Origin of the sequence: Verrucosispora sp. NA02020 (genome assembly GCF_013364215.1) — a bacterium.
Lineage (GTDB): Bacteria > Actinomycetota > Actinomycetes > Mycobacteriales > Micromonosporaceae > Micromonospora.
Map to the genome: position 1 here is coordinate 2,128,913 of NZ_CP054923.1, position 21,142 is coordinate 2,150,054.

The 21,142-nt window shown below is 72.5% G+C and carries 12 protein-coding genes and 2 tRNA genes; 6 read left to right on the forward strand and 8 right to left on the reverse strand.

What is annotated here, in order from left to right; all coding sequences use genetic code 11:
• Nucleotides 1-200 precede the first annotated feature (200 nt).
• Nucleotides 201-1,688: a hypothetical protein gene (locus HUT12_RS09355; protein WP_217705966.1), complete on the forward strand. Its 1,488-nt coding sequence runs from the start codon at nt 201-203 to the stop codon at nt 1,686-1,688.
• 60 nt (nt 1,689-1,748) lie between these two features.
• Here HUT12_RS09355 and HUT12_RS32580 read toward each other — a convergent pair whose 3' ends face one another.
• The 5 genes from HUT12_RS32580 to HUT12_RS09380 form a co-directional block, all read right to left on the reverse strand.
• On the reverse strand, nt 1,749-3,584 hold the full coding sequence (locus HUT12_RS32580) for a DUF4157 domain-containing protein (protein ID WP_254876756.1): 1,836 nt from the start codon (nt 3,582-3,584) through the stop codon (nt 1,749-1,751).
• A gap of 13 nt (nt 3,585-3,597) precedes the next feature.
• A complete protein-coding gene (locus HUT12_RS33155; RefSeq protein WP_176093123.1) occupies nt 3,598-5,712 on the reverse strand; it encodes an ATP-binding protein in 2,115 nt (704 codons plus the stop codon).
• On the reverse strand, nt 5,709-6,365 hold the full coding sequence (locus HUT12_RS09370; RefSeq protein ID WP_176093124.1) for a DUF4255 domain-containing protein: 657 nt from the start codon (nt 6,363-6,365) through the stop codon (nt 5,709-5,711). Before HUT12_RS09370 ends, HUT12_RS33155 begins: the two co-directional genes overlap by 4 nt.
• Before the next feature lie 19 nt (nt 6,366-6,384).
• The gene (locus tag HUT12_RS09375) at nt 6,385-9,399 is read right to left on the reverse strand and encodes a DUF11 domain-containing protein (RefSeq protein ID WP_176093125.1); all 3,015 of its coding nucleotides are present in this window, start codon (nt 9,397-9,399) and stop codon (nt 6,385-6,387) included.
• Nucleotides 9,400-9,536: 137 nt separating this feature from the next.
• On the reverse strand, nt 9,537-10,145 hold the full coding sequence (locus tag HUT12_RS09380) for a response regulator transcription factor (RefSeq protein ID WP_217705967.1): 609 nt from the start codon (nt 10,143-10,145) through the stop codon (nt 9,537-9,539).
• Between the two features lie 219 nt (nt 10,146-10,364).
• On the opposite strand from HUT12_RS09380, the gene HUT12_RS09385 reads away from it, so the two are divergent.
• Complete coding sequence (locus tag HUT12_RS09385) at nt 10,365-11,642, forward strand: hydrolytic protein (protein WP_176093126.1); 1,278 nt, start codon at nt 10,365-10,367, stop codon at nt 11,640-11,642.
• Between the two features lie 103 nt (nt 11,643-11,745).
• Here the strand turns inward: HUT12_RS09385 and HUT12_RS09390 are convergent, their stop codons facing one another.
• Nucleotides 11,746-11,985 (reverse strand): DUF6458 family protein, encoded by a 240-nt coding sequence (locus HUT12_RS09390; protein ID WP_131051342.1) that lies wholly within the window; start codon nt 11,983-11,985, stop codon nt 11,746-11,748.
• 153 nt (nt 11,986-12,138) lie between these two features.
• On the opposite strand from HUT12_RS09390, the gene HUT12_RS09395 reads away from it, so the two are divergent.
• Nucleotides 12,139-12,211: transfer RNA gene (locus tag HUT12_RS09395), tRNA-Gly, on the forward strand.
• Nucleotides 12,212-12,249: 38 nt separating this feature from the next.
• A tRNA-Val gene (locus tag HUT12_RS09400) sits at nt 12,250-12,324 on the forward strand.
• 13 nt (nt 12,325-12,337) lie between these two features.
• On the opposite strand, the gene HUT12_RS09405 is transcribed toward HUT12_RS09400, so the two are convergent.
• Nucleotides 12,338-16,396 carry a trypsin-like peptidase domain-containing protein gene (locus HUT12_RS09405; RefSeq protein WP_176093127.1) on the reverse strand — a complete coding sequence of 1,353 codons (4,059 nt, stop codon included), beginning with the start codon at nt 16,394-16,396 and terminating at the stop codon, nt 12,338-12,340.
• 14 nt (nt 16,397-16,410) lie between these two features.
• Nucleotides 16,411-16,728: a CU044_2847 family protein gene (locus HUT12_RS09410; protein ID WP_254876757.1), complete on the reverse strand. Its 318-nt coding sequence runs from the start codon at nt 16,726-16,728 to the stop codon at nt 16,411-16,413.
• Between the two features lie 441 nt (nt 16,729-17,169).
• Here HUT12_RS09410 and HUT12_RS09415 point away from each other — a divergent pair, with 441 nt between their 5' ends.
• Both HUT12_RS09415 and HUT12_RS09420 read left to right on the forward strand, forming a co-directional pair.
• Nucleotides 17,170-17,790, forward strand: coding sequence for a hypothetical protein (locus tag HUT12_RS09415; RefSeq protein ID WP_254876758.1), 621 nt, complete (start codon nt 17,170-17,172; stop codon nt 17,788-17,790).
• Nucleotides 17,787-21,122: a DUF87 domain-containing protein gene (locus tag HUT12_RS09420; RefSeq protein WP_176093130.1), complete on the forward strand. Its 3,336-nt coding sequence runs from the start codon at nt 17,787-17,789 to the stop codon at nt 21,120-21,122. Before HUT12_RS09415 ends, HUT12_RS09420 begins: the two co-directional genes overlap by 4 nt.
• Nucleotides 21,123-21,142 lie beyond the last annotated feature (20 nt).

The following is a 21,142-nucleotide window of genomic DNA, read 5'->3' on the forward strand; positions in this document are numbered from 1 at the left end:
GCCTTTCCCGGAGATGTGCCCTCGCGGTCACCGTCACCTGCCCGTCCGGCCGCGAGACTTGTGGACGGCAGGACGTCCGGCGGGCCGGAAGGAGCACGATGCGGGCCGGAGAGTGGCGCCAGGACCAGGGCGAGCGCGGTACGGGAGGGTCGGTCCGTCGCGGTGGCACCGCGTCCGGTGCCCGGCCGGAACATCCGATCATGGCGCTTCAGCACGCCGCCGGGAACGCGGCCGTCGCTGCGGCACTCTCCGGTGAGCACGGCGGCGCACCCGCCCTGCCGGTGCAGCGGGCGCCTGGCGGTGCCCAGTCGGCCGCGACCGAGCAGGCGGCACCGGACTACACCCCGCGCCTGTCCCGGGGACCGCTGCTCAGCCCCGCTGAGCGGGATGCGATCGAGGCGGCCGGTCCCGGCAGTGCGGTGCAGGCCGAGACCGGGTCGCTCGAGGAGGCGAACAGGTACCTGGACACCGGCAAGTACTACGACTGGCTGCAACTGCCGCCGGGAAGGCGGCTGTTCGCCGCGACCGTGGCCTGGGATCGGCGGACGCAACCCGGGAACCGTCGCGACACCCCCGCGTACGTGCTGGCCCGGGGCATCAAGATGCGGTCCGTACCCGAGGGTGACCCGCTGCGTGCGGAACTGGAAGCGGAACTGACCACCGACGTGCGCGACACGTTCGCGGCCACCCTCGCCGCCCCGGATCTCCAGGCCGGCCAGGAGAGCACCGAGGGACTCAGTGCGCAGGAGATCGAGGCGTTCAACCGAAAGAACCAGCAGGCCAACACGCTGCTCCGGCGGCTGTTCGTGATCATCCAACAGGGTCTGGAGGTGGCCGGCGCCGAGGGCAAGTACTCGGCGGACCGGCAGTGGCGTCACCACACCGGAGCCGTGGCGCGGGCCCTCGCGCACGGCGGGCGGGTCAACGTCCGGGTGGAGATCCCCCGGGAGGAGACGGCGGAACCGATCGGTGGCAGGTCGCTGCCGGAGTGGTTGGGGATGCGGAACCTGCCGAAGCGGGCGTTCAGCACGCACGACATGACCGGCGGCAGCGAGGAGACGCTGCGCGAGGTCGGCGCTGTGAAGGCGACGGCCGGCAAACTCTTCAAGTACCCCCGTCGCGACGAGCGTGGCGCGGACATCGCGGCCGGTGGGATCGGCAGCCGTGACTTCAACGGTGACGTGGTGCTCCCCAACGGCGTGCACGGCCACATCCTGCTCGTCTACAAACCGCCCACCAGCAGCGATATCGGCTGGCTCCAGATCGGCCTGGAGACCACCGCCCCCGAATCGGTGGCGGACACGTTGCTGCATGCGATCGGGCTGTCCAAGTCGGATCCGAACGCCCCGCGGAATCCGGTCGGATACCGCCACACCGCCAAGTCCACCGAGGCGACCGCCAACCCGGCGTCCAGTGTCGGCGGGCTCAAGCAGGACAAGATCGGGGTGGGCAAGCTGGACACCATGCGGGTCACGCTCGGCGGCGACTGGCTGCGCAAGCTCAAGGCGGAGGACGCCAAGCTGACCGCGCAGATCAACCGGGCGGGCCAGGACGAGCGCCGGCTGCGGGAGATCTTCACCGCGCTGGTCGGCACCGGCGACGACTACGCACAGCTCGTCGCCGACGAGCCGACGGTCGCCGCGCCCGAGCCCGACGACCCGGACGAGATCAGACCCGCCCCCAGATGAGGCCGGACCGGCCGGACACCTTCGTCGAGGGGCCCAGGCCCCTCGACGAAGGTGCGCGGATCAGATGGCGCGGAATCCCTTCCTACCGTCCATGTTGTCCTCCAGTCGCACGGCGGGCACGTCGAGCAGTTCGTTGATGCCGGGGAACTCGTTGGGCAGTGCCGTGCCGCCCGCGACCGCCGGGGTCCCCGGGGAATTGGTGTGGGCTTTGGCGTGTGACTCGCCGGCCTGCATCAGGTACTTGCCCGGGTCGCCGCCCGAGGCGACGGTCTTCGCCCGGTCTCGCCGGACCACCTGTTCACCGTAGGTGTTCAGCAGGACGGCGCGATTGTGGATGTTCATGCCGACCTGGCGCGCGGGCCGACCGCCGGTGCCCTTGACCCGCATGCCCGTGCTCCGTGCCTCGGCCAGGAATCCGGCGAGGTCGACGGCGTGTGACCGCTGGTAGGTGTTGCAGAAGTTGGTCAGCTCCCGGCTCATCACGCCGCTGCCGAGATAAGCGTCGACCAGGTTCTGGTGCACGTCCTCCCGGAGCGACTCCAGATAGAGCGTCCGTACCCCGTTCTGGCGTAGCCGGGCCATATGGTCGACGGCCCAGGCGAAGAACGGCTCCGCACGGTGCGCTCCGCCGATGACCAGACCGTCGTTGAAGGTCAGCAGCATGTCCGTCGCGTCGGCCGCCGGCATCTGGATCCCGCGTAGCAGGGCCGTCGTGACATCCCGTCGGGCCTGCGCGTTCTCGGGCCCGGATTCGTTCTGGTACTGCGCCTCCCTGTTCACCGCGTCGGTGGCGAGCTGTTGGTCCCTGCCGTCCTGGGCCTGCCAGTACGGCAGGGAGGCCGGATCAAGACGACCAAGCTCCTCCATCATCTCCGCGTTGCTACGGGCACCTGTGACCCCGCCCGCCAACGTGATGCCCACCTGTTGCGCCACGTTGGTAAGCGCGGTGCCGAGCTGGTATCCCGTTCCCGGTGGACTCATCTCGCTCAGCGAGGTGAGGTCGGTGTCGAGGCGGATCCGCTCCTTGTGCGGGATCTGCCCGGTGGCTGCCCGGTAGGCGGCGTCCAGTGGGGTCCAGGCGGCCGCCTGGTCCACCTGGGTGGCGGGACGCCGGTTCGAGCGTGACCGGCGCGGCCCGCGCACCTGCACCGACGGACCGGGCGGCTCCCGGTGCAACTCGTCGGCGCTGACCCGCTGCACCGAGGGGGAACCCGCCGACGACTCGGTGGGCGCGGACATGCCCGCCTGCGGTGCCTGCTGGACGTCGTGCGCTGGCGGCGGCGCGCTCAGGGCCCGGTGGGCGTTCGCCTCGGCTGCCCGTTCGAAGGCGTCACCCGGGTCGGAGACCCGCTGGCCGTGACCGTTGTCGGTGCCGGCGACCGGGCCGGAGCGTTGCTGGATGACGTGGGTGAGTTCGTGGGCCAGGGTGTGCCGGTCGCTCCCGCCCCGGCCGATCACCACGTGCGATCCCGACGTGAAGGCGCGGGCCTCCACCTCCGCCGTCGAACGCTCGGCGAGCGCGCCGGTGTGCAGGCGTACGTCGGAGAAGTCCGCGCCCAGCCGGGCCTCCATGTCCTGCCGTACCGGCCCGGCCAGCGGGCTGCCGGCCGAACGCAGCACCTCGTTCACCGCCGACCGCTGGATCGGCTCCGACTCGTGGCCGTGGTCCGGGTCGGCGCACCGCATCCGCTGCACCGCCCGGGTGGCCGCCGCGTTGCCGGCCCGCTGTTGCAGGTCCAGGATGGTGGCCGCCGCACCACTCGGCCCGACGCCGACCGGCCCGACGGGCACCGCACCCGTCTCCGTTCGGGCCTGCTCGGCACCGGTGGTCTCCGGTTTGGCGGGCGTGACGGGGCGGGCCGAGACGTCGCGGCCGGCCGGGTCGTGTGCTCGCATCGCTGCCCCCTCGTCAGTGGACCCGCGCGGGTTCCCCGCGTGGTTGGTGCGCGCCGAACTCGCTCTCCAACAGCAGTCGGCCGAGCTTGCGGTACTCGCGCTGCACCGCACCGACCAGGTCCGCCATGCGTACCGGCCGGCCGGCCTGCGCCGCCAGGTAGGCGGCGGTCACCACGCAGGCCCGGATGCTGCCACCGGCCAGCTCGAAGCTGCCGGCGCAGAAGTCCAGGTCCAGGTCGGGGTCGCGGGGCAGCTCGGTGCCGAGGCAGCGGTCCCACAGCGCCCGCCGCTGCGCCACGTCCGGCATGGCGAAGTCGACGATCAGGTCGAGCCGCCGGGTGAACGCCTCGTCCAGGTTGGCGCGCAGGTTCGTGGTGAGCACCGCGACGCCGTCGAAGGACTCCATCCGTTGCAGCAGGTAGGCGCTCTCCAGGTTGGCGTACCGGTCCCGGGCGTCCTTGACCTCCGACCGCTTGCCGAAGATGGCGTCCGCCTCGTCGAAGAGCAGCAGGCCGTTGACACCGGCCGCCTCGGTGAAGATCCGCTCCAGGTTCTTCTCCGTCTGGCCGACGTACTTGTCCACCACCGTGGACAGGTCCACGACGTACAGGTCCAGGCCGAGATCGGCGGCGACCACCTCCGCCGACATGGTCTTGCCGGTGCCCGAGTCACCGGCGAACAGCGCCAGCACCCCACGCCCCCGCCCGCCGCCGGGACGCATCCGCCACCGGCCCAGCACCCGGTCCCGGTACCGCACCCGCAGGGCCAGCTCCCGCAACTGGTCGTGCACCCGGTCGGGCAGCACCAGATCGGGCCAGCCCACGCCGGGCTCGATCCGCCGGGACAGCCGGGCCAGGCCACCGGCGTTCTGTCCGCGTACCCCCGCGCGCAGGTGACCGGCGTCCACCCGGTCCGCGCCCTCGAAGAGCGCGAGTTGGTCGGCGGCCTGCGCGGCCCGCCGGATCTGGTCCGGACCGAGCAGGTACGCGGCCAGCTCGCGCGCCGGGTCCACGCCGTCGGTCCAGCCCTCGGGCCGGTCGGCGGCCCGCGCGGCACCCGCCGTGTGCCACAGTCGGGCCCGGCCCTGCTCGTCCAGGGGTGCGGCGGTGACCAGCAGCGGCGCCTGCCGACTCCAGTGCGGATCCCACTCGACCGTCCCGGTGAGCAGCACCGGCACCGGCTGCTCGGCGACCCGACGCAGCAGCCGGGCGTGTGCCGGCTGCCCGATCGGGTCGAGTGCCTGGACCGGCCCGGCGACCAGACCGCCACCACGCAGTCGGGCCTCCCGCGCCGCCGCCGTCAGCACGTCGGCCGGGGCCGGATCCGCCACCAGCGCGTCCAGGTCCAGCCGGAGCACCGCCCAGCCGGCCGAGAGCAGCGCCGCGACCCCCAGGTCGTCGGCGACGGCGCCGGGCTGTTCCCGCAGGTAGGCCAGGCGCACCCCGGCGCGTACCGCCGTGCCGAGGCGGTGCGCGGTGTCGGACGGCGGGGTCGTGTCGTCCCCGACGGGCCACGCCGACCCGGTGAGCCGGGCGTCGACGGTGTCGTCGCCGAGCAGGTACCCGGCCACCCGGTCGGGCACCCGCAACGGCCGGGACAGGTACGGCTGGTCCGGCTGCTCGACCAGCACCAACCCGCCACCGACCAGGGGCGCGGAGCCGGCGAACCGGGACCGTCCGGTGACCGCCGAGGCGGGGATCCCGCAGAGTTCCAGGGCCAGCCCGATGGTGGCCCGACGCCGGCTGACGTCGTCGTGGAGATAGCCGTAGAGCTTCTCGTACCGGGCTTCGACGTCGGGTAGCAGCGCGACCAGCAGGAAGTCCACGTCTAACGGGGTGAGTCCGAAACGGCGGGCCAGCCGGAGCAGTCGCGGCTCGTCCCCGCCGGGATGTAAGGAGGGGTCCCCTGCTAACGCCTCGTGTATAGCAGGGGACCCCTCCTTACATCCCACCCCGGTGCTCGCGACGGCGGCGAGGCGTTCGGCGTGGTCCGCTGACACGTACAGCCCTCGGAAGGCGTCGTCCGGATCGGGGTCGTTCCGGCGGCGCTCGGTCACCGCCTGCCGGACCCGGGCGGCGACCAGCGCGAGCCGCTCCGACAGGTACGCCGTGTCGTCCGTGCCGCTCACCGCAGACCGCCCGGCCCGGGGGACCGACCGTCGCCGTCCCGGCGGGGATCGGTCACCGTGTGCGTGCGCCGACTCACCCGTGCCCCGGTGAGGTCGCCGACCTGGACGGTCCGTTCCCGCACCGGCGGCGCGGCCGGCGACCGGCGGGTCGACACCGGGGCGGTGACCACCAGGTCCAGCGACGGTTTGAGTTCGCCGCCGAGCGCGGTCCACACGTCGGCCAGCGCCCGCCCCTCGCCGGGTGGTGCGGCGACCGACATCGGCACCGAGAGGCCCAGCGCGGCCAGCGAGCCGGTCATCCGCTCGGCCGGCAGCTCGTCGTACCGGATCAGACCGGCGAGCAGGGTGGCGAGCAGGCGGTGTTCGTCGGTGGGCCGGTTGGTCCACGCGGTGACCAGGTAGGACAGCGCGAAGAAGTGCGGCGAGTCGTGCCAGGCCACCGTCTGGCCGGTGGCGTCCCGCTCGGCGACCCGGCCCTGGAAGTACCGGGACCGGTCCTCCCGGATGTCGTAGAGGAACAGGTTCACCGTCGGTGCGTTGCGGCGGGTCGCCCAGTCCCGGGTGGGTGCGTCGAACGACACCTCCACGCCGGTGCCGGTCAGCTCCTCGGTGGCGACCAGCCCGCGTAGGGCCTCGTCGATCTCGTGTATCACGCGCCCGCTCCCATCGTCGTCACCAACTGCGGCGCAGCAGTCCGGGCGGTTGCTGGGCCGGCAGCACCACCAGGAACGGTGTGCTCACCGGGCGGAACCCGGTGCCGGTGGCCACCGCCCGGCGTTGGCCCAGCCGGTCCTTCGGCAGCACCAGCACCTGGGCGGTGAAGGTGCCGTCGGCGGCCGGTCGGACCGGTGCGGCGGTGGCGGTGATGCCGACGTCCCAGGCCAGGCGGACCGGTTGCCGGGGTGGGAAGTCGACTCCCCGGATCGCGGCGACGAAGCCGGGCGGCCCGATCTCCGGCACCGCCACGATCCGGGGCTGGAGCACGCGCAGCCGCGCGGTGGCGGTGTCGTTGTCGAGGTCGGCGTTGCCGCCGGTGGTGGAGACGGTGCCCCGGACGGTCGTGTCGAGGGCCGCGCCGGGGGCGAGTGTGCCCCCCACGGTGGCGGCGGCGCCGGGGGCGAGGTCCGGCACCGGGCAGCCGTCGTCGCGGCAGTCGGGCAGGAGCCCGCCGGCCGGTACCCCGTCGGGCAGGTCGGCGCGGACCCGCAGGCCGGTCGCGGTGGTCCCGCCCGCGTTGCGCACCGTGTAGCGGACGGTGACGACACCGCCGACGTATCCCGGCTGCGGGTCGACCGAGACGGTGATCGTCGGGTCGGCCGGGCTGCCCGCCGGCGCGGGCACGATCCGGACGGTGGTCACCGTGGCGTTGTCCGAGGGGTCCGCGTCGGTCGGGCTGGTCTCGACCGACCAGCCCACCTCGAAGCTGCCGGGAGCAGTACCCACCAGGTCGACCCGGACCTCGACGGTACGTCCCACCTCGACGCGGCCCAGCGCGCAGCGCAGGGTGGCGAGGTCGCACTCGCCGGCCGGTGTGTCGAGGCCGGTCACCGACAACCCGGCCGGTACGCGGAGGGTGCCCCGCACGTCGTCGGCGGCGGTCGGCCCCTGGTCGGTGACGGCGAGCCGCAGCGCGGTCCGGCCGCCGACCGTGGTGGTCGGCGCCGGTGCCGACACGGTGGTGGCGACGTCCACGCGACGCTGCCAGCTCGGCTCCTTCTGCCGTCCGGGCAGGTGCGCGGTGAGCGGGCCGACCGTGCCGTCGGCCAGGTCGTAGCTCCACAGTGCCTCGGGTGCGTTGTTGCCCTCGGCGCGGCGGGCCGAGAAGGCGAGCCGCTCGCCGTCCGGCGACCAGGCCACGTCGCGGGGCTGGTGCGGGGCGTCCTCGGAGTCGGGCACCGGCAGGGCGCAGGATCCGCCACCGGCGGGCAGCAGCAGGCGGCAGTCGCCGTCGTCCAGGTCGAGCAGGACCAGACCGTCGGCCTCCCGGTTGAAGACCAGCCGGGTGCCGTCCGGGGAGTACGCGGCGCTGTCGTCCACCACCGGGCATGCGACGCCGCAGATCGTCTCGGTCAGGTCGGTCTGGTCGAGGCCGTTGCCGGCGTTGGCGGTCCAGATGTGGGTGGACACCTCACCCCGGTAGGTGCCCCGGGTGAAGGCGATCTGGGTGCCGTCGGGCGACCAGGCCGGCTGGGTGTCGTCGAGTCCGGCCAGCGGGGCCGGGACCGGCAGGTCCAGCAGGAGTTCCCCGTCGACGGCGTCGACCACCTCGATCCGGGACGGGGTTCGTCCCCCCGGGCCGTCGCCCGGCGAGTTGCGGACCAGGGCCAGCCGGGTGCCGTCCGGCGACCACGCCGGGTCGGTCTCCCGGTCGCCGCTGCCCCGCCCGGCGATCGGCAGCAGGCGGGGTCGACCCCCGTCGGCGTCGACGATCCAGAGCCGTTCGGTCCGTACGCCGTCGACCGTCTCGAACCGCGTGACGGCGATCTGTCGCCCGTCCGGGGAGTACGCCTGCCGCTCGAACCACGGGTCACCGTCCTCCGGCTCCCAGAGCAGTAAGGAGTTGTCGAGCGCCCCCGGGTCCTCGCGGAGCACCGGTACGCCCAGGTCACGCGGGTCCACCCCGTCCGGCCGGATGTCCTGGAGGGTGGCGGTGGTCCGGTCGAGGGCGCTGGTCCGGCCGACCAGCAGGGACTCGGTGTCGCTGCCGGGGACGGTGTACCAGGTGGGATGAGTGACGTCCCGGTTCTCGTCGAGTCGTTGCACCACCACGCACTGGCACACGTCCTCCTGCACCAGCACCGAGTAGAGCCGGTCGACGTCTCCGGCCGATCCGCCGTCCGGCAGCGTCCGGCTGACGAACGCCACGGTCGCCCCGTCGGCGGTCCACGCGGGCTGTCGGGCCTGCCAGCCGCCGGGCAGCATCTGGGCCCGACCGGTGCCGTCCGGCGCGATCAGCCACACCTCGGGGGCCGGTTCGGCCGGTCCGACGGTGTAGGCGAGGCGCCCGTGCGCCGGGATCGGATCCCAGGCCGGCTCGGCGGCCCCGGTGGGCTCGGTGGTCACCTGCACGGCGGGGCCGCCGTCGGCGGAGATCCGGTAGACCTGCGGGACGGTGGCGTCGCCGCGCAGCCCGGCGAAGGCCAGCGTCGTACCCGCCGGCGACCAGGTCGGCCACCTGTTGTCGCCGGTGCCGTCGGTCACCCGTCGGCTGTCACCGCCCGCGACGTCGACCACGAAGACGTCGTGCGCGCCGTCGGCCCGCCCGGCGGCGGAGCTGTACGCGATCCGGGTGCCGTCGGGGGAGAGGACCGGCCGGGACTCGTCGGTCGAGTTCCGGGTGACCCGCTGCACCGGACCCGTGCCCCGGCGCAGGTAGACCTCGGTGGTGCGGGCGTCCCGCCGACCCACCCAGGTCACCGTCGACCCCCGGGCCGAGACCTCGTCGTCGAAGTGGCCCGGGCCGGGGCCGAAGAACGGTGCCGCCGTCGCCGCTGCGCCCTCGCCCGTGACGACACCGAGGCTGCGGTGCCCGGTGCCGGCGTACGCGATCCGCTGGCTCAGGGCGTCGTTCGGGGCCGGAGCGGGTGGCGTGGTCGGGGCCGGCGCGGGCGCGGCGACGGCGACCCCTGTGCCGGGTGGCGGCGCGGCGACGAGCAGCACGGCCAGGACGACAGGGATTCCGATCATGCGTCGCACGTGGACCTCGCGAGGCGGACGTCGTACGGGATGGCCACCGCCATCCTGCGGTGCCCCGGCGGCCGGCCGCCTCGGCCGGTGGGGCACCCGAGGGGGCAGCGGGGCCCGCCCGTTGAGGCAACCACGTCCTAGATCAGGCCGTTGCGCAGCGCGTACGCCACGGCGTGCGCCCGGTTGCGCAGTTGCAGCCGACTGGTGACGTCGTGCAGGACGTTCTTCACGGTCCGCTCCGAGTACGACAGCTTGCCGGCGATCTCCCGGGTGTCGAGCCCGTCCGCGACGAGCCGCAGCACGTCCACCTCGCGGGTGCTCAGCCCGAGCAGGGTGAGCCCGCGCGGTTCGAGGACCTGGCGCTGCAACCGCCCCATCTGGGCCATCAGCCGACCCAGCAGGTCCGCCGGGAGCGCACCCTCACCACGGGCCACGGCCAGCACGATGTGGCTGAGCCGTTCGGCGCTCGCCTCGGTGCGGCGGACCAGCCCCACCACGCCGTGCTCCACCGCCTGGGACAGGCCGGCGTCGTCGATCCGGGCCGGCACCAGCACCAGTTTGGCCGGGCCGGTGCGGTGCAGGCGGCGCAGCAGCCGGATGGCCGACTCGTCGAGCACGTCGACGACCACCAGCGAGACGCTCTCGGGCGTCTCCCGGCCCGGCTCGATCACCCACAGGTCCGGTCGGGCACGCAGTTGGCTCTCCACCCCCGACCGCGAGATCGGGTCCTCCGCGTGGACGCTCACCGTGACACGCTGCATCTCCAGCCTCCCCCACACCTCGACACCCGGTCCCGGTGGTCCGGCCCGGACGGCGCGGCGCAGCGGGTGCCACGCCGGTACGCAGAGCATGGTCGGTGTGACTTCGCGTGCACCTAACGTGGACCTAACGGGCAACCGTTCTGCCCGTGCCGGTTCCCCGCCGGACGGTAGGCAGGCGTCGACGCCCGCCTACCGTGGGCGGACATGAGCGTCTCGTTGGGCCTGGTGGACACCCCGACGGTGGTCGTACCGGGAGAAAGCGTCGACATCCCGGTGACGATCCGCAACTCGGGTGACGTCGTCGAAGCGTACGACCTCACCATCGTCGGCGTGCCCGACGCGTGGGCGACGTTCGATCCGCCCCGGGTCTCCCTCTATCCCGGCGCCAGCGAGACCGTCGTGCTCACCGTGCGCCCGCCCCGGTCCTCCGAGGTCCGCGCCGGGGACCTGCCCTACGGCGTACGGGTGGTCCCGTCCGAGGCGCCGGAGACCGCGACGGTCGAGGAAGGTCTGCTGACCATCGCGCCCTTCTCCGAGGTGGCCGCCGAACTCCGGCCGCAGGTGCGGCGGGCCCGGCTCGGTGCCCGCTACCGCCTCGCCGTGCTCAACGGCGGCAACATCGGGGAGGAGTTGACCGTCGCCGCGACCGACGGGGCGGAGCAACTGCACTTCGCGGCCCGCCCGACGGCGATGGTCCTGGCGGCGGGCGAGCAGTTCGAGGCCGGACTCCGGGTACGGGCGAAGCGGTTGCTCTGGCGCGGCACGCCCCGTCACCTGCCGTTCCGGGCCCTGCTGACCGACCGGGACGGTCGGGCGATCACCCTGGACGGCACCCTGGTGCAGCAGCCCGTCCTCTCCGGGTGGCTGCTCAAACTGTTGGCGCTGCTGTTGGCGTTGCTGCTGCTCCTGCTCGCGCTCTGGTTCGGCCTGCTGCGTCCGGCGGTGCAGTCGGCCGCCCAGGAGGCCGCCGACGAGCGGGTGGCGCAGGCCGCGACCCAGATGGAGGCGTCCGCGAACGAAGCCGCCGGCGAGGCGGCCCGGGAGGCCGTCGCGCAGGAACGCGCCGAGAACCCCGCCGCCCCGCCGTCGAGTCCGTCACCGACCCCGGCGGCCGCGACCGGCGGTGGACAGTTCGCCACCGCGCTGACGTTGCGGACCAGCCCCGGCAGCACGGCGTCCCGCAGCTACACCGTGCCCCGCAACCGGGTCCTCCTGCTCACGGACTTCCTGGTCGACAACCCGCAGGGGGACACCGGAACGTTGACCATCACCGCCGACGACGTGCGGGTGGTCACCTACGGCCTGGAGAACTTCCGTAACCAGGACTACCACTCGGTCACCCCGATCCGGGTACCGGCCGGATCGCGGGTGACCCTCACGGTCGAGTGCCGGCAACCCGGCACCCCGGTCGGTGCCGCCACGCCTGGGACCTGCCAGGAGGGGCTCTATCTGAACGGCGTCCTGAACCGGACCAGGCCCTAGTGCGGACAGCGACGGCGGCCACCGTTCCCGGTGGCCGCCATCGTCATGTGTGCCGGGCGACCGATCAGCTCCCTCGGCCGCCGCGCCGATCGTCGGGCGCCGCTCACAGCGGCGGCGCGACGTCCCGGCGCTCCTCGACCCGGCGGTACTCGGCCGGCTGCTCGGTGGCGACCACCTGGCGGCGGCGTCCCCAGACCAGGGTGGTCATGATCAGACCGAGTACGCCGGCGGCCATCAGGATCCAGCCGACCACGTCCAGGTCGAGACCACCGATGCTGGCGTTGACCGCGAAGGTGAGGATCGCGCCGAGCGCGAGCAGGAAAACACTGGTTCCGATACCCATGACAGCCTCCTTCTTCCAGGGGCGCGGGTGTGCTGTCGGGAAGGTCTGTACCCCGACGGTGACCGGCACAATCACTCCGGGAAGTGGGGTGGCCGATCGAGCGATCTTGTCATCGGGTAGAGTTGGCGCGTCCCCGGCACTTCGCGGGGGCACGCGGACGTAGCGCAGCTGGTAGCGCATCACCTTGCCAAGGTGAGGGTCGCGGGTTCGAATCCCGTCGTCCGCTCGCAGTCTGCCCGCACCTCTGGTGCCGGCGGTCTCCACGGGCGATTGGCGCAGTGGGAGCGCGCTTCCTTGACACGGAAGAGGTCACTGGTTCAAACCCAGTATCGCCCACCAGCCCGATCGGGCGTCAGCCGGTGACGGCCAACGCGAGCAGTCCCTGATCCAGCCCCACCATCAGCGTGTCCTCCACGGTGCAGCAGGCGAGCGCCGGGTGATAGACGGGGATGGTGCGGACCAGTCGACCCGTGGCCGGGTCCCAGATCCGCACCGTGCGATCCCTGCTGGTCGAGGCGAGCAGGTCACGACCGCCGATCCGGACGAGGCTCAGGCCGGTGACGGCTGCGGTGTGCCCGGTGAACCACCGCACCGGCTCGCCCCACTCGGCGTCCCACATCCGGATCGAGTGGTCCGCGCTGGCGGAGACGAGCATCGGGCGGCCGGCCACCGGGACGGCGCAGAGCGCGGTCACCGCGTCCTGATGACCCTGTCGGGTCCAGATCGGGGTGTCCCCGCCGGCCCAGAGCATCACGGTGCCGCTCTTGTCCGCCGAGGCGAGTGCCTCGATACCGGGCCAGGTCACCGTGGTCAGGGCCGTCACCCACGCCCGCGTGACATGTCCGAGCAGGACCCCGCGCACCGAGCCGGTGTGCGGATGCCACAGCCGGATGGCCTGGTCGTCGCCGGCCGAGGCGATCACCGTCTCGCCGTTGACCACGAGCGGGCAGACCGCCGCGACGGGGGCGTGGTGTTCGCTCATCTCGTGCACCGGCTGATCGTCCCGGGAGCCCCACGACCCGACGGTGGCGTCGTCCTGAGCCGTGAAGATGAGCGGCTCCTCGTCGTCCGCGATCGCGCACATGGCGTTGACCGGCCCGCCCGACGTGGTGAACTCCCGCACCCGCTCGCCGGTGCCGGCGTTCCAGACACGTACCCGGCCGTCGACACCACCCGAGGCGACCAGGACCCCCTGCGTGCCGGGCACCGGGCAGAGGGCGGCGACCGGACCGAACCGGTCCTGGTCGGCGACCGTGTCCGGCTGGCCGCCCGCCGGATCCCACAGCCGTACGGTGCCGTCGTCTCCGGCGGTGGCGAGCATCCGGTCCTTCGCCGTGCGCAGCTCGCACACCGCGCGGACCCAGTTCGCGTGTCCCCGCAGGCTGGGGCGGCTGGCCCAGGTCGGCACCTCCCACAGCCGGATGAGTCCGTCCTCGCCGGTGGACACCAGCAGGAGCCCCCCGTCGACCTCGACCGTGCAGAGGTCGGTGAGCGGCCCGCCGGTTTCGAGGACCTGCACCTGCCGGCCGGTCAGCGGATCCCAGAGGCGGACCGTGCCGTCGTATCCGGCCGAGGCGAGCAGCGTGCCGTCGGGTGTCCGGACCGCATAGAGAGTCGTGACCCAGCCGACGTGACCGGTGAGGGTCAGAGTCGGCCGGTCGTCGACGGTCGGCTCCCAGATCCGGATCACGCCGTCGTAGCCGGTCGAGGCGAGCAGGTGGCGGCCGGCGGCCGGCACGTACGTCACCGCCGTCACCCAGCCGGCGTGGCCGGTCAACTCGTACCGCTGGGTGCCGCTCACCGGGTCCCACACGCGGACGGTCCGGTCGTCGCCGGCCGAGGCGAGAAGGTCACCCGTCGGCAGCGGAATGGCGCAGATGTTGCGTACCCAGTCGTCGTGCCCGCGCAGCTCGTGCCGACGGTGGCCGGACCGTGGTTCCCAGAGCCCCACCGTGCCGTCGTGGCCGGCGGTGGCGATCAGCACCTCGCCGGCACCGGTGCGGACGGCGCACACCCCACGGACCGTGTCGTCGTGGCAGGTGAAGACCGACTCGACCTGGTTGGTCAGGGGGTCCCAGAGCCGGAGGGTGCCGTCGTCACCGACGGAGGCGAGGAGCCGCCGGTTGTCGATCTCGATGGCGGCGACGTCGTAGACGGCCTGCGAGTGGCCGTCCAACACGCTGCGTTCCTGGCGGGGCGGTGTGTGCGCCCACCGCGCCTGGTAAGGGGCCTGTGCCGCCGTGATCCCGCTGCGCAGACCGTCGAGGCGATCGACGACCGAGAAGAGCGCGGCCCGTTCGGCCGGTTCCGCCGCGACCGCCAGCGGGGTGCGTTGCAGCAGGCGGGCTCGGGCCTGCGGCAGTGGGGCCGTCGGGAGCTGTTCCGTGTCGACCACGGTGAGCAGGCGATCCAGGTGTGCGTGGAGCAGGTAGCCCTCGTCGGCGAGCAACCGGTCCACGAGCCCGGCCCGCGCGGCGTGTGGTGGCAGCGACCGGAGGAGGTAGTCGGGGGCACGGTCCCAGCCGTCGGCGGCGGCCCGGTCGACCCACGCGGAGACCAGTCGGCGTTGGTCCTCGCGTCGTGCGTCGCGGGCGTCGCGCTCGGCCAGCAACGCGTCGTTGAGGGCCTGGTGGAACAGCCGGTACGCGGGCTGCGCCCCGCCACCGGTCTCGACCAGGAAGTTCGCCGCCGAGGTGCGGGCGAACGCGAGCAGTTGCGCCTCCGTGACCCCACCGCCCAACGCCGTCACCGCCGTCTGCCACAGGGCGAGCGGCAGCCCCGGGGTCTCGGCGTACGCCAGTGCGGTGAGAGCCAGCCGGGCCGAGGTCGAACCCGCCGCCGGCAGACCCGCGAGGTACGCGTCCAACGCGTACGCCACGGTCGCCGTGAACGACACGGTGGCGGGATCGACCGCGTCGATGTCGCGCAACGCGTGCGCCCGTGCGACGAGACCGGCGACGAGGAAGTTCCCCTTGGCCAGGGCCGCGATGCGACGGGCGAGTGGCGCGGCGGCACCGGGTGCGGCGTACGGGTTGGCGGGCCTCTCGGCACCGAGGAGTTGCAACGTCGCCTCGGCGTAGTTGACGAGATCGGACTCGGCGAAGTACTCGGAGGTGTCCAGGTCGATCAACTCGGCCTGGTCGCCGAAGCAGGCGATGAGGTCACCACGGTCGTCGGAGCGGCGGGTGCCGACCACGACCCGGGCACCGTACCGGCCGCACTCCTGTGCCATCGGCAGCAGGATCTCGTCGATGATCTGGCGGGCGTGGCCGGGGTCCACGGCCTCGTCGAGCGCGTCGACGACCAGAGCGAAGGGGACGGGCCGGCGCTCCAGTCGTCGGCGTACCGCCGGGACCAGGTCGGCGGGCGCGGCCGGCAGGTCGACGGCGACCGCGCGGGCGATCTCGGTCGCCACCTCGTCGGCGGTCTTGCCCTTGACGTGCACGGCGCACGAGACGGAGCCGACCGTGGCGGTGACGGCGACGTCGTCGGCGGGAAGCGTGGCGCGGATCTGTCGGTCGGCGGTGGTGACGACCCGTCCCAGGACCGCGGACTTGCCGACGCCGGGTGACCCGGTGACGATCAGTGGACCGGTGACCGCCGTCGCACCGTCGATCCAGTCGACGATGCGACGGAGGGCGGTCTTCCGTCCCCGGAAGCGGGTGCCGCCCTCGGTGTCGACCGCCACTCCCCGGGCGCGGGGGAGCCAGTGCCGGCCGGCTTCGCCGTCGCCGCTGAGTGCCCAGCCCCAGGCGGATAGCGCGGTGTCGTCGGTGTCCTCGATCCGCCAGGCCGACAGCGTCCCGAGCTTCATCTCGGGTATCTGCTCGTCGGCGTAGTGGAGCGTCACCGCCTGTCCCCGGCCGTTGCCGTCGGCGGAGACGACGACGCCGATCACCGCCTGGTACTCCGGAGACCAGACGGCAGCGCCGCTGAACCCCTTCTTCAACGCTCCACCGGCACCGCTGTCGATCATGACGTGGCCGTATCCGCCGGTGTCGGTCACGGAGCCGGTGGCCGAGGTGCCGCCGATGATCTGTGCCGGGAATCCGAACGCCCAGAAGGGGCGATCCACCAGGGGCTTGGGTTCCAGGCAGCGCAGCCGTGCGGGGACGACGGTGGGCGGCACCGGCTCGACGAGTTCGAGCAGGACCAGGTCGACGTGGGCGGTCTGCCTGCCGTCGTGCAGGCACTGTCCGACCTTGCGCCGGTCGAAGTACGTGACCTTCGGGGCGAGCGGGAAGGCGACGTACAGGTCGTCGTGAAGGGTGCCGTCGGCGGCGAACGCCACGTGGTGACAGGTGAGGACGAGGTTCGTGTCGATGACGATGCCGGTGCCGACCGGGTGCTGCTGGTTCGCGCCGCGATGGAGGGCAGCGACCCAGGGGCTGTCGTCAGGGGCTGTGGTCACGGGTCGCCCGTTCGTCAGGGCCGCAGACCGGCGCCGAGATCCGGATTGTCGTGCGCGTGCCAGGCGAGGGTGACTTCGAAGTTCGCCTCTCCGGTCGCCTTCGCCACCACCCAGTTCGCCGTTCCGGTCGCCTTGATCCCGAACCGGACTTCGACCGAGTCGGGCGCGACGGATTTCACCTGTTCCAGCAGTTCCTTCGCAGCGGCGACCGCAGGGGCGGCCGATTCCCGCACCCAACCGGCGACATCGCCGAACCCGGCGGGCTGGAAACCTGCCGGCGGTTCGACCTCGATCAGTGCGACGGTCTGGTCATCGACCTGGTAGCGGACCACTTCAGACTGCACAGGTCACCTCCGTTGCCCTCTCCCCGGAACGGCAGGAGAGGTCGCGGCGTCACCCAATTGCCGGCGGGCCTCTCGCCGAACAGCCATGCTGCCTGTTGTCGTGGACATTTGGCAACGGCCGCTTAGTCGATCACGACTGGCAGCTCCGAACTGGTGTTCCAGTCATGCCGTCCACGCTGGACCGCTGAAGATCGACTCAGCCGGGTTGTCGGTTATCGGCAGCCCGATTGCTGACCTTGCGCTCGCTGGCCGCCGTCGGCAGAATCGGCCCGTGCGCGGGGCGAACCCGTTGCGGAACCTGGACCACGGCCACCCCTTCCGAGTCTTCGATCATCACCGTCAACGTGGTGAAAGCTCGTGCCACAGAGGAGCATCCGCATGCCGGAAAAGGAACTGACCCTCGTTGACCGGTGCATTCTCGTCACACTTATGATCAAGGCGGCGCCGCTGCCGCAGACCTACTTCACCAATGTCGCCGGGATCGGCCTGAAAGCGGATCATCGGCGTCGACTCCTCGCTCTCGACCTGATCGAGGTCTCCGAGAAGCCGATCACCCTGGCCCTGACCGACAAGGGATGGAGCCGGGCCGCCGAGGAATTGGGAGCCGAGGCACCGAAGGGCGCGGGTACGGCGGGCGGCACGCTCTATGTCGTACTGGACTTCCTGCGGCGGCTGATCGATCACTCGGGTACCCGTGCCGACGATCTGTTCCGCCTGCAGATCAAGGAGGACGACGTCGTCTCGGCCGTGGCCGTGTCACCGACCGGCACCGATCCGGCGAACTCCACGGTCGACGTGGTCTCCCTGATCCGGCAGGCGTACCAGGGACTAGCAGCCCGTCCCGGCGACTACGTCATGCTGGCCGACCTGCGCGCTGCGGTCGCGGATCTGCCCCGTACGCAGGTCGACGCCGCGTTGGTGCAGCTCAACCGGGAGCGCGACGTCCACCTGGTGCCGGAATCCAACCAGAAGGTGCTCCGGCCGGAGGAGCGCGCCGCCGCGGTGAGTATCGGCAACCAGGACAAGCACCTCATCGCCATCTCGTCATGATGGCCGCCGAGCAGCGGCGGGCCCTGGCTGCGCTGAGGTTCAACTGGGCGCCGACACCGGACGACGTCTGGAAGCCGACCCCGTTCCACGTCGAGGGTCTGCACCACGACGTCGTGCAGACGGTGCTGGACAGCTTCGCCGAGGCGGAGCAGAGCCCCGACTCCAGCCCGGTGGGCGTCGCCATCCTCGGTCAGCGTGGCACCGGCAAGACCCACCTGCTCGGTACGGTGCGTCAGGAGGTGCAACAGCGCGGCGGCTTCTTCTTCCTGGTGGAGTTGCTGGAGGCCCGGGCGTTCTGGCACAGCACCGCGATGTCGATGCTGACGGGCTTCGCCAGGGCGATGCCGGACGGGACGACGCAACTGCGGGCGTTCCTGCGCCGGCTGGCGGACCGCGTCGACGCGCCGCGAACGGTCCGCCGGGCGGTCACCGGTGAGACCGAACTCAGCCGATCGGCGCTCGACGCCTTCGTCGACCTGATCCGCAAGACCGATCGCCAGATCGGGACCGAGTGTCAGGACACCGCGCGGGCGTTGGTCCTGTACGCCGCCGAGCAGTCGGCCCCGCAGGACATCGGCTTCGACTTCCTCTGCTCCAGCGACGAGGAGGAACCGGGTCTGCGCGCCGGCTGGGGGCTGCGACGCACGCGGCGAGCGCCTCAGGAGGTGGTCCAGGACACCAGCCGCCTACTGGCCATGGTCGGCCCCACGGTGATCGCGGTCGACCAGATCGACCTGATGGTCGCGCAGTCGGTGAAGGCGACCAACCACGAGGTGCGAGGCGAGACCGACTGGCAGACCTCGTTGTTGCTGGAACAGGTGGCCAGCGGACTGATGGCCCTGCGGGAGACCACCCGTCGCTCGTTGTCGGTGGTGTCCTGTCTGCCGCAGACCTGGCAGAACATCAAGGAGCAGGCCACCGACACGGTGCAGGACCGGTTCCGGGAGGCCGCCTGGCTCAAGCACATCCCCTCCGCCGAGGTCGGGCGGGAACTCGTCGAGAAGCGATTCTCGATGTTGTTCGACGGACTCGGCTTCACCCCGCCGTATCCGTCCTGGCCGGTCCACCCGTCCACCTTCGAGGAGGTGGAGGGCTTCACCCCGCGCGAGTTGCTACGGAGCATCGACGCGCACGTCCGGGCCTGCCTGGCCGCCGGTGAGGTGCGGGAACTCCGGCATCTGCTGCACGCGGCGGCGGACCGACCCGGCGTCCCGAGCGGATCACCGGCGGGTGGTGCGTCGGCGACGGGTCGCGCGGACGAGTTCGGCAAGATCGACCTGAGGTACGCGGAACTCGTCGCCGGGGCCGATCCCGAGCCCGCCGTCCGCCAGAAGTCCGAGGACGCGCGGGTCCCGGAACTCCTCAGGGCCGGGCTGACCGCGTGGATCGCCGAGCAGGGCTCCGCGGTGGAGGCGTTCAGCCTCGACCCGATCCCGGCCGGGGGCAAGCCGGCCCTGCACGCCCGGCTGCGACACAGCCTCGACGAGGAGAGCGAGGACGAGGAGCACTGGTCCTTCCGGGCGATCTGCGCCCCGCACCACATCGCCGCGCTCAACCGGATCCGCAACGCGGTGACCACGGCCGGGCTCACCGAGGGCATCGCCAAGCGTCGGCTCTTCCTGCTGCGGAGCGCGGCGTGGTCGACGGGGGCCCGTACCCGGGAGGTGCTGGAGGCGTTCGAGCGGGCGGGCGGGCGGACGCTCGACTTTCCCGCCGCGGACATCCGCCGCCTGGCCGCCCTGGAGCAGCTCATCCAGACGTACGGCCTGGAGACCCTACGGCCGTGGTTCGCCGACCGCCGACCGGTGGCGGACATCGGTTGCCTGCGAGAGGCACTCGGTGTCCGGCCGGCCGATGCGCCGGTCACCGGTCCGCCCGCCGGTGCCGTTCCTGCCGGCGCCGTGCCCGCCGCTGTCGTGCCCGCCCTCGACGTGGCGCCGGGACCGGCGTCCCGGCCGGAGGCACCGCCGGACCGGGTGGTCGGGCGGGCTCCTGTTCCTGCGTCCCCCACCAGCGCGCCGTCGACGGCGGCGTACGCGGCGGTGCCGCAGACACCTGTCGCCGGTCCACCGCCCGTCGCCGGAGTCGACCCGCACCAGGTGGTTCTCGGTGTCGTGCCCGGTCGGCCGGGCCCGGTGCGGATCGGCCTCGAATCGCTGCGCCGGCACACCGTCGTCTTCGCCGGCTCCGGCTCGGGCAAGACCGTGCTGATCCGCCGGCTCGTCGAGGAGTGTGCCCTGCGCGGCGTCTCCGCCATCGTCCTGGACCCGAACAACGACCTGGCCAGACTCGGCGACGCCTGGCCGGCACCGCCGAACGGGTGGGGTCCGGGGGACCCGGACCTGGCTGCGGCGTACCTCTCCGGGACGGACGTGGTGATCTGGACGCCGGGCCGGCAGTCCGGGCGGCCGTTGACGTTCCAACCGTTGCCCAGGTTCGCCGATGTGCTCGACGATCCGGACGGCTTCACGGCCGCGGTGAACGCCGCCGTCGCCACGTTGGCCACGCATGCCCGGGTGGACGGCGGAACGGACAAGGCGCGCCTCGGACGGGCGGTGCTTCGTGAGGCGCTGATCAGTTACGCCCGGACCGGCGCCAACGACCTGCACGAGTTCACCGAGGTGCTCAACGAGCTACCCGACGGGGTCAGCCAACTCGACAGCGCGCCCAAGTTGGCGGCGAGCATGGCGCAGTTGCTCAAGGCGGCGCTGATCAACGACCCCTTGTTCGGTGGGGCCGGAACCCCGGTCGACCCCGGTGAGCTGCTCACGCCTCCGCCGGGTCGACGGGCCCGGATCTCGGTGATCAGCTTCGTCGGGCTTCCCGAGGACCAGCAGCGGCAGAGCTTCGTCAACCAGCTCCAGTTGGCACTCTTCACCTGGATCAAGCGCCATCCGGCCGGTGACCGGCCCCTGGGCGGGCTGCTGGTGATGGACGAGGCGCAGACGTTCGCACCGTCCGGTGCCGTCACCGCCTGCACCCAGAGCACCCTGGCGTTGACCTCGCAGGCCCGCAAGTACGGCCTGGGCCTGGTCTTCGCCACGCAGTCGCCGAAGGGGCTGCACAACCAGATCCCGGGCAACGCGGCCACCCAACTCTTCGGACTGCTGACCGCTCCGGTCCAGATCGAGGCGGCACGCGAGGTGGCCAGGGCGAAGGGCGCCGACGTGCCGGATGTGGGGAAGATGCGGACGGGGCAGTTCTACGCCGCCGTCGAAGGTGCCCGGTTCGTCAAGATGCAGGGCCCGATGTGCCTGAGCCACCATCCGCCCAGCCCGTTGACGACGGAGGAGGTCGTGCACCGTGCGGCCGTTGCCGACTCCGGCGTCTAGGTCGCCGGGTCGTCACCCCG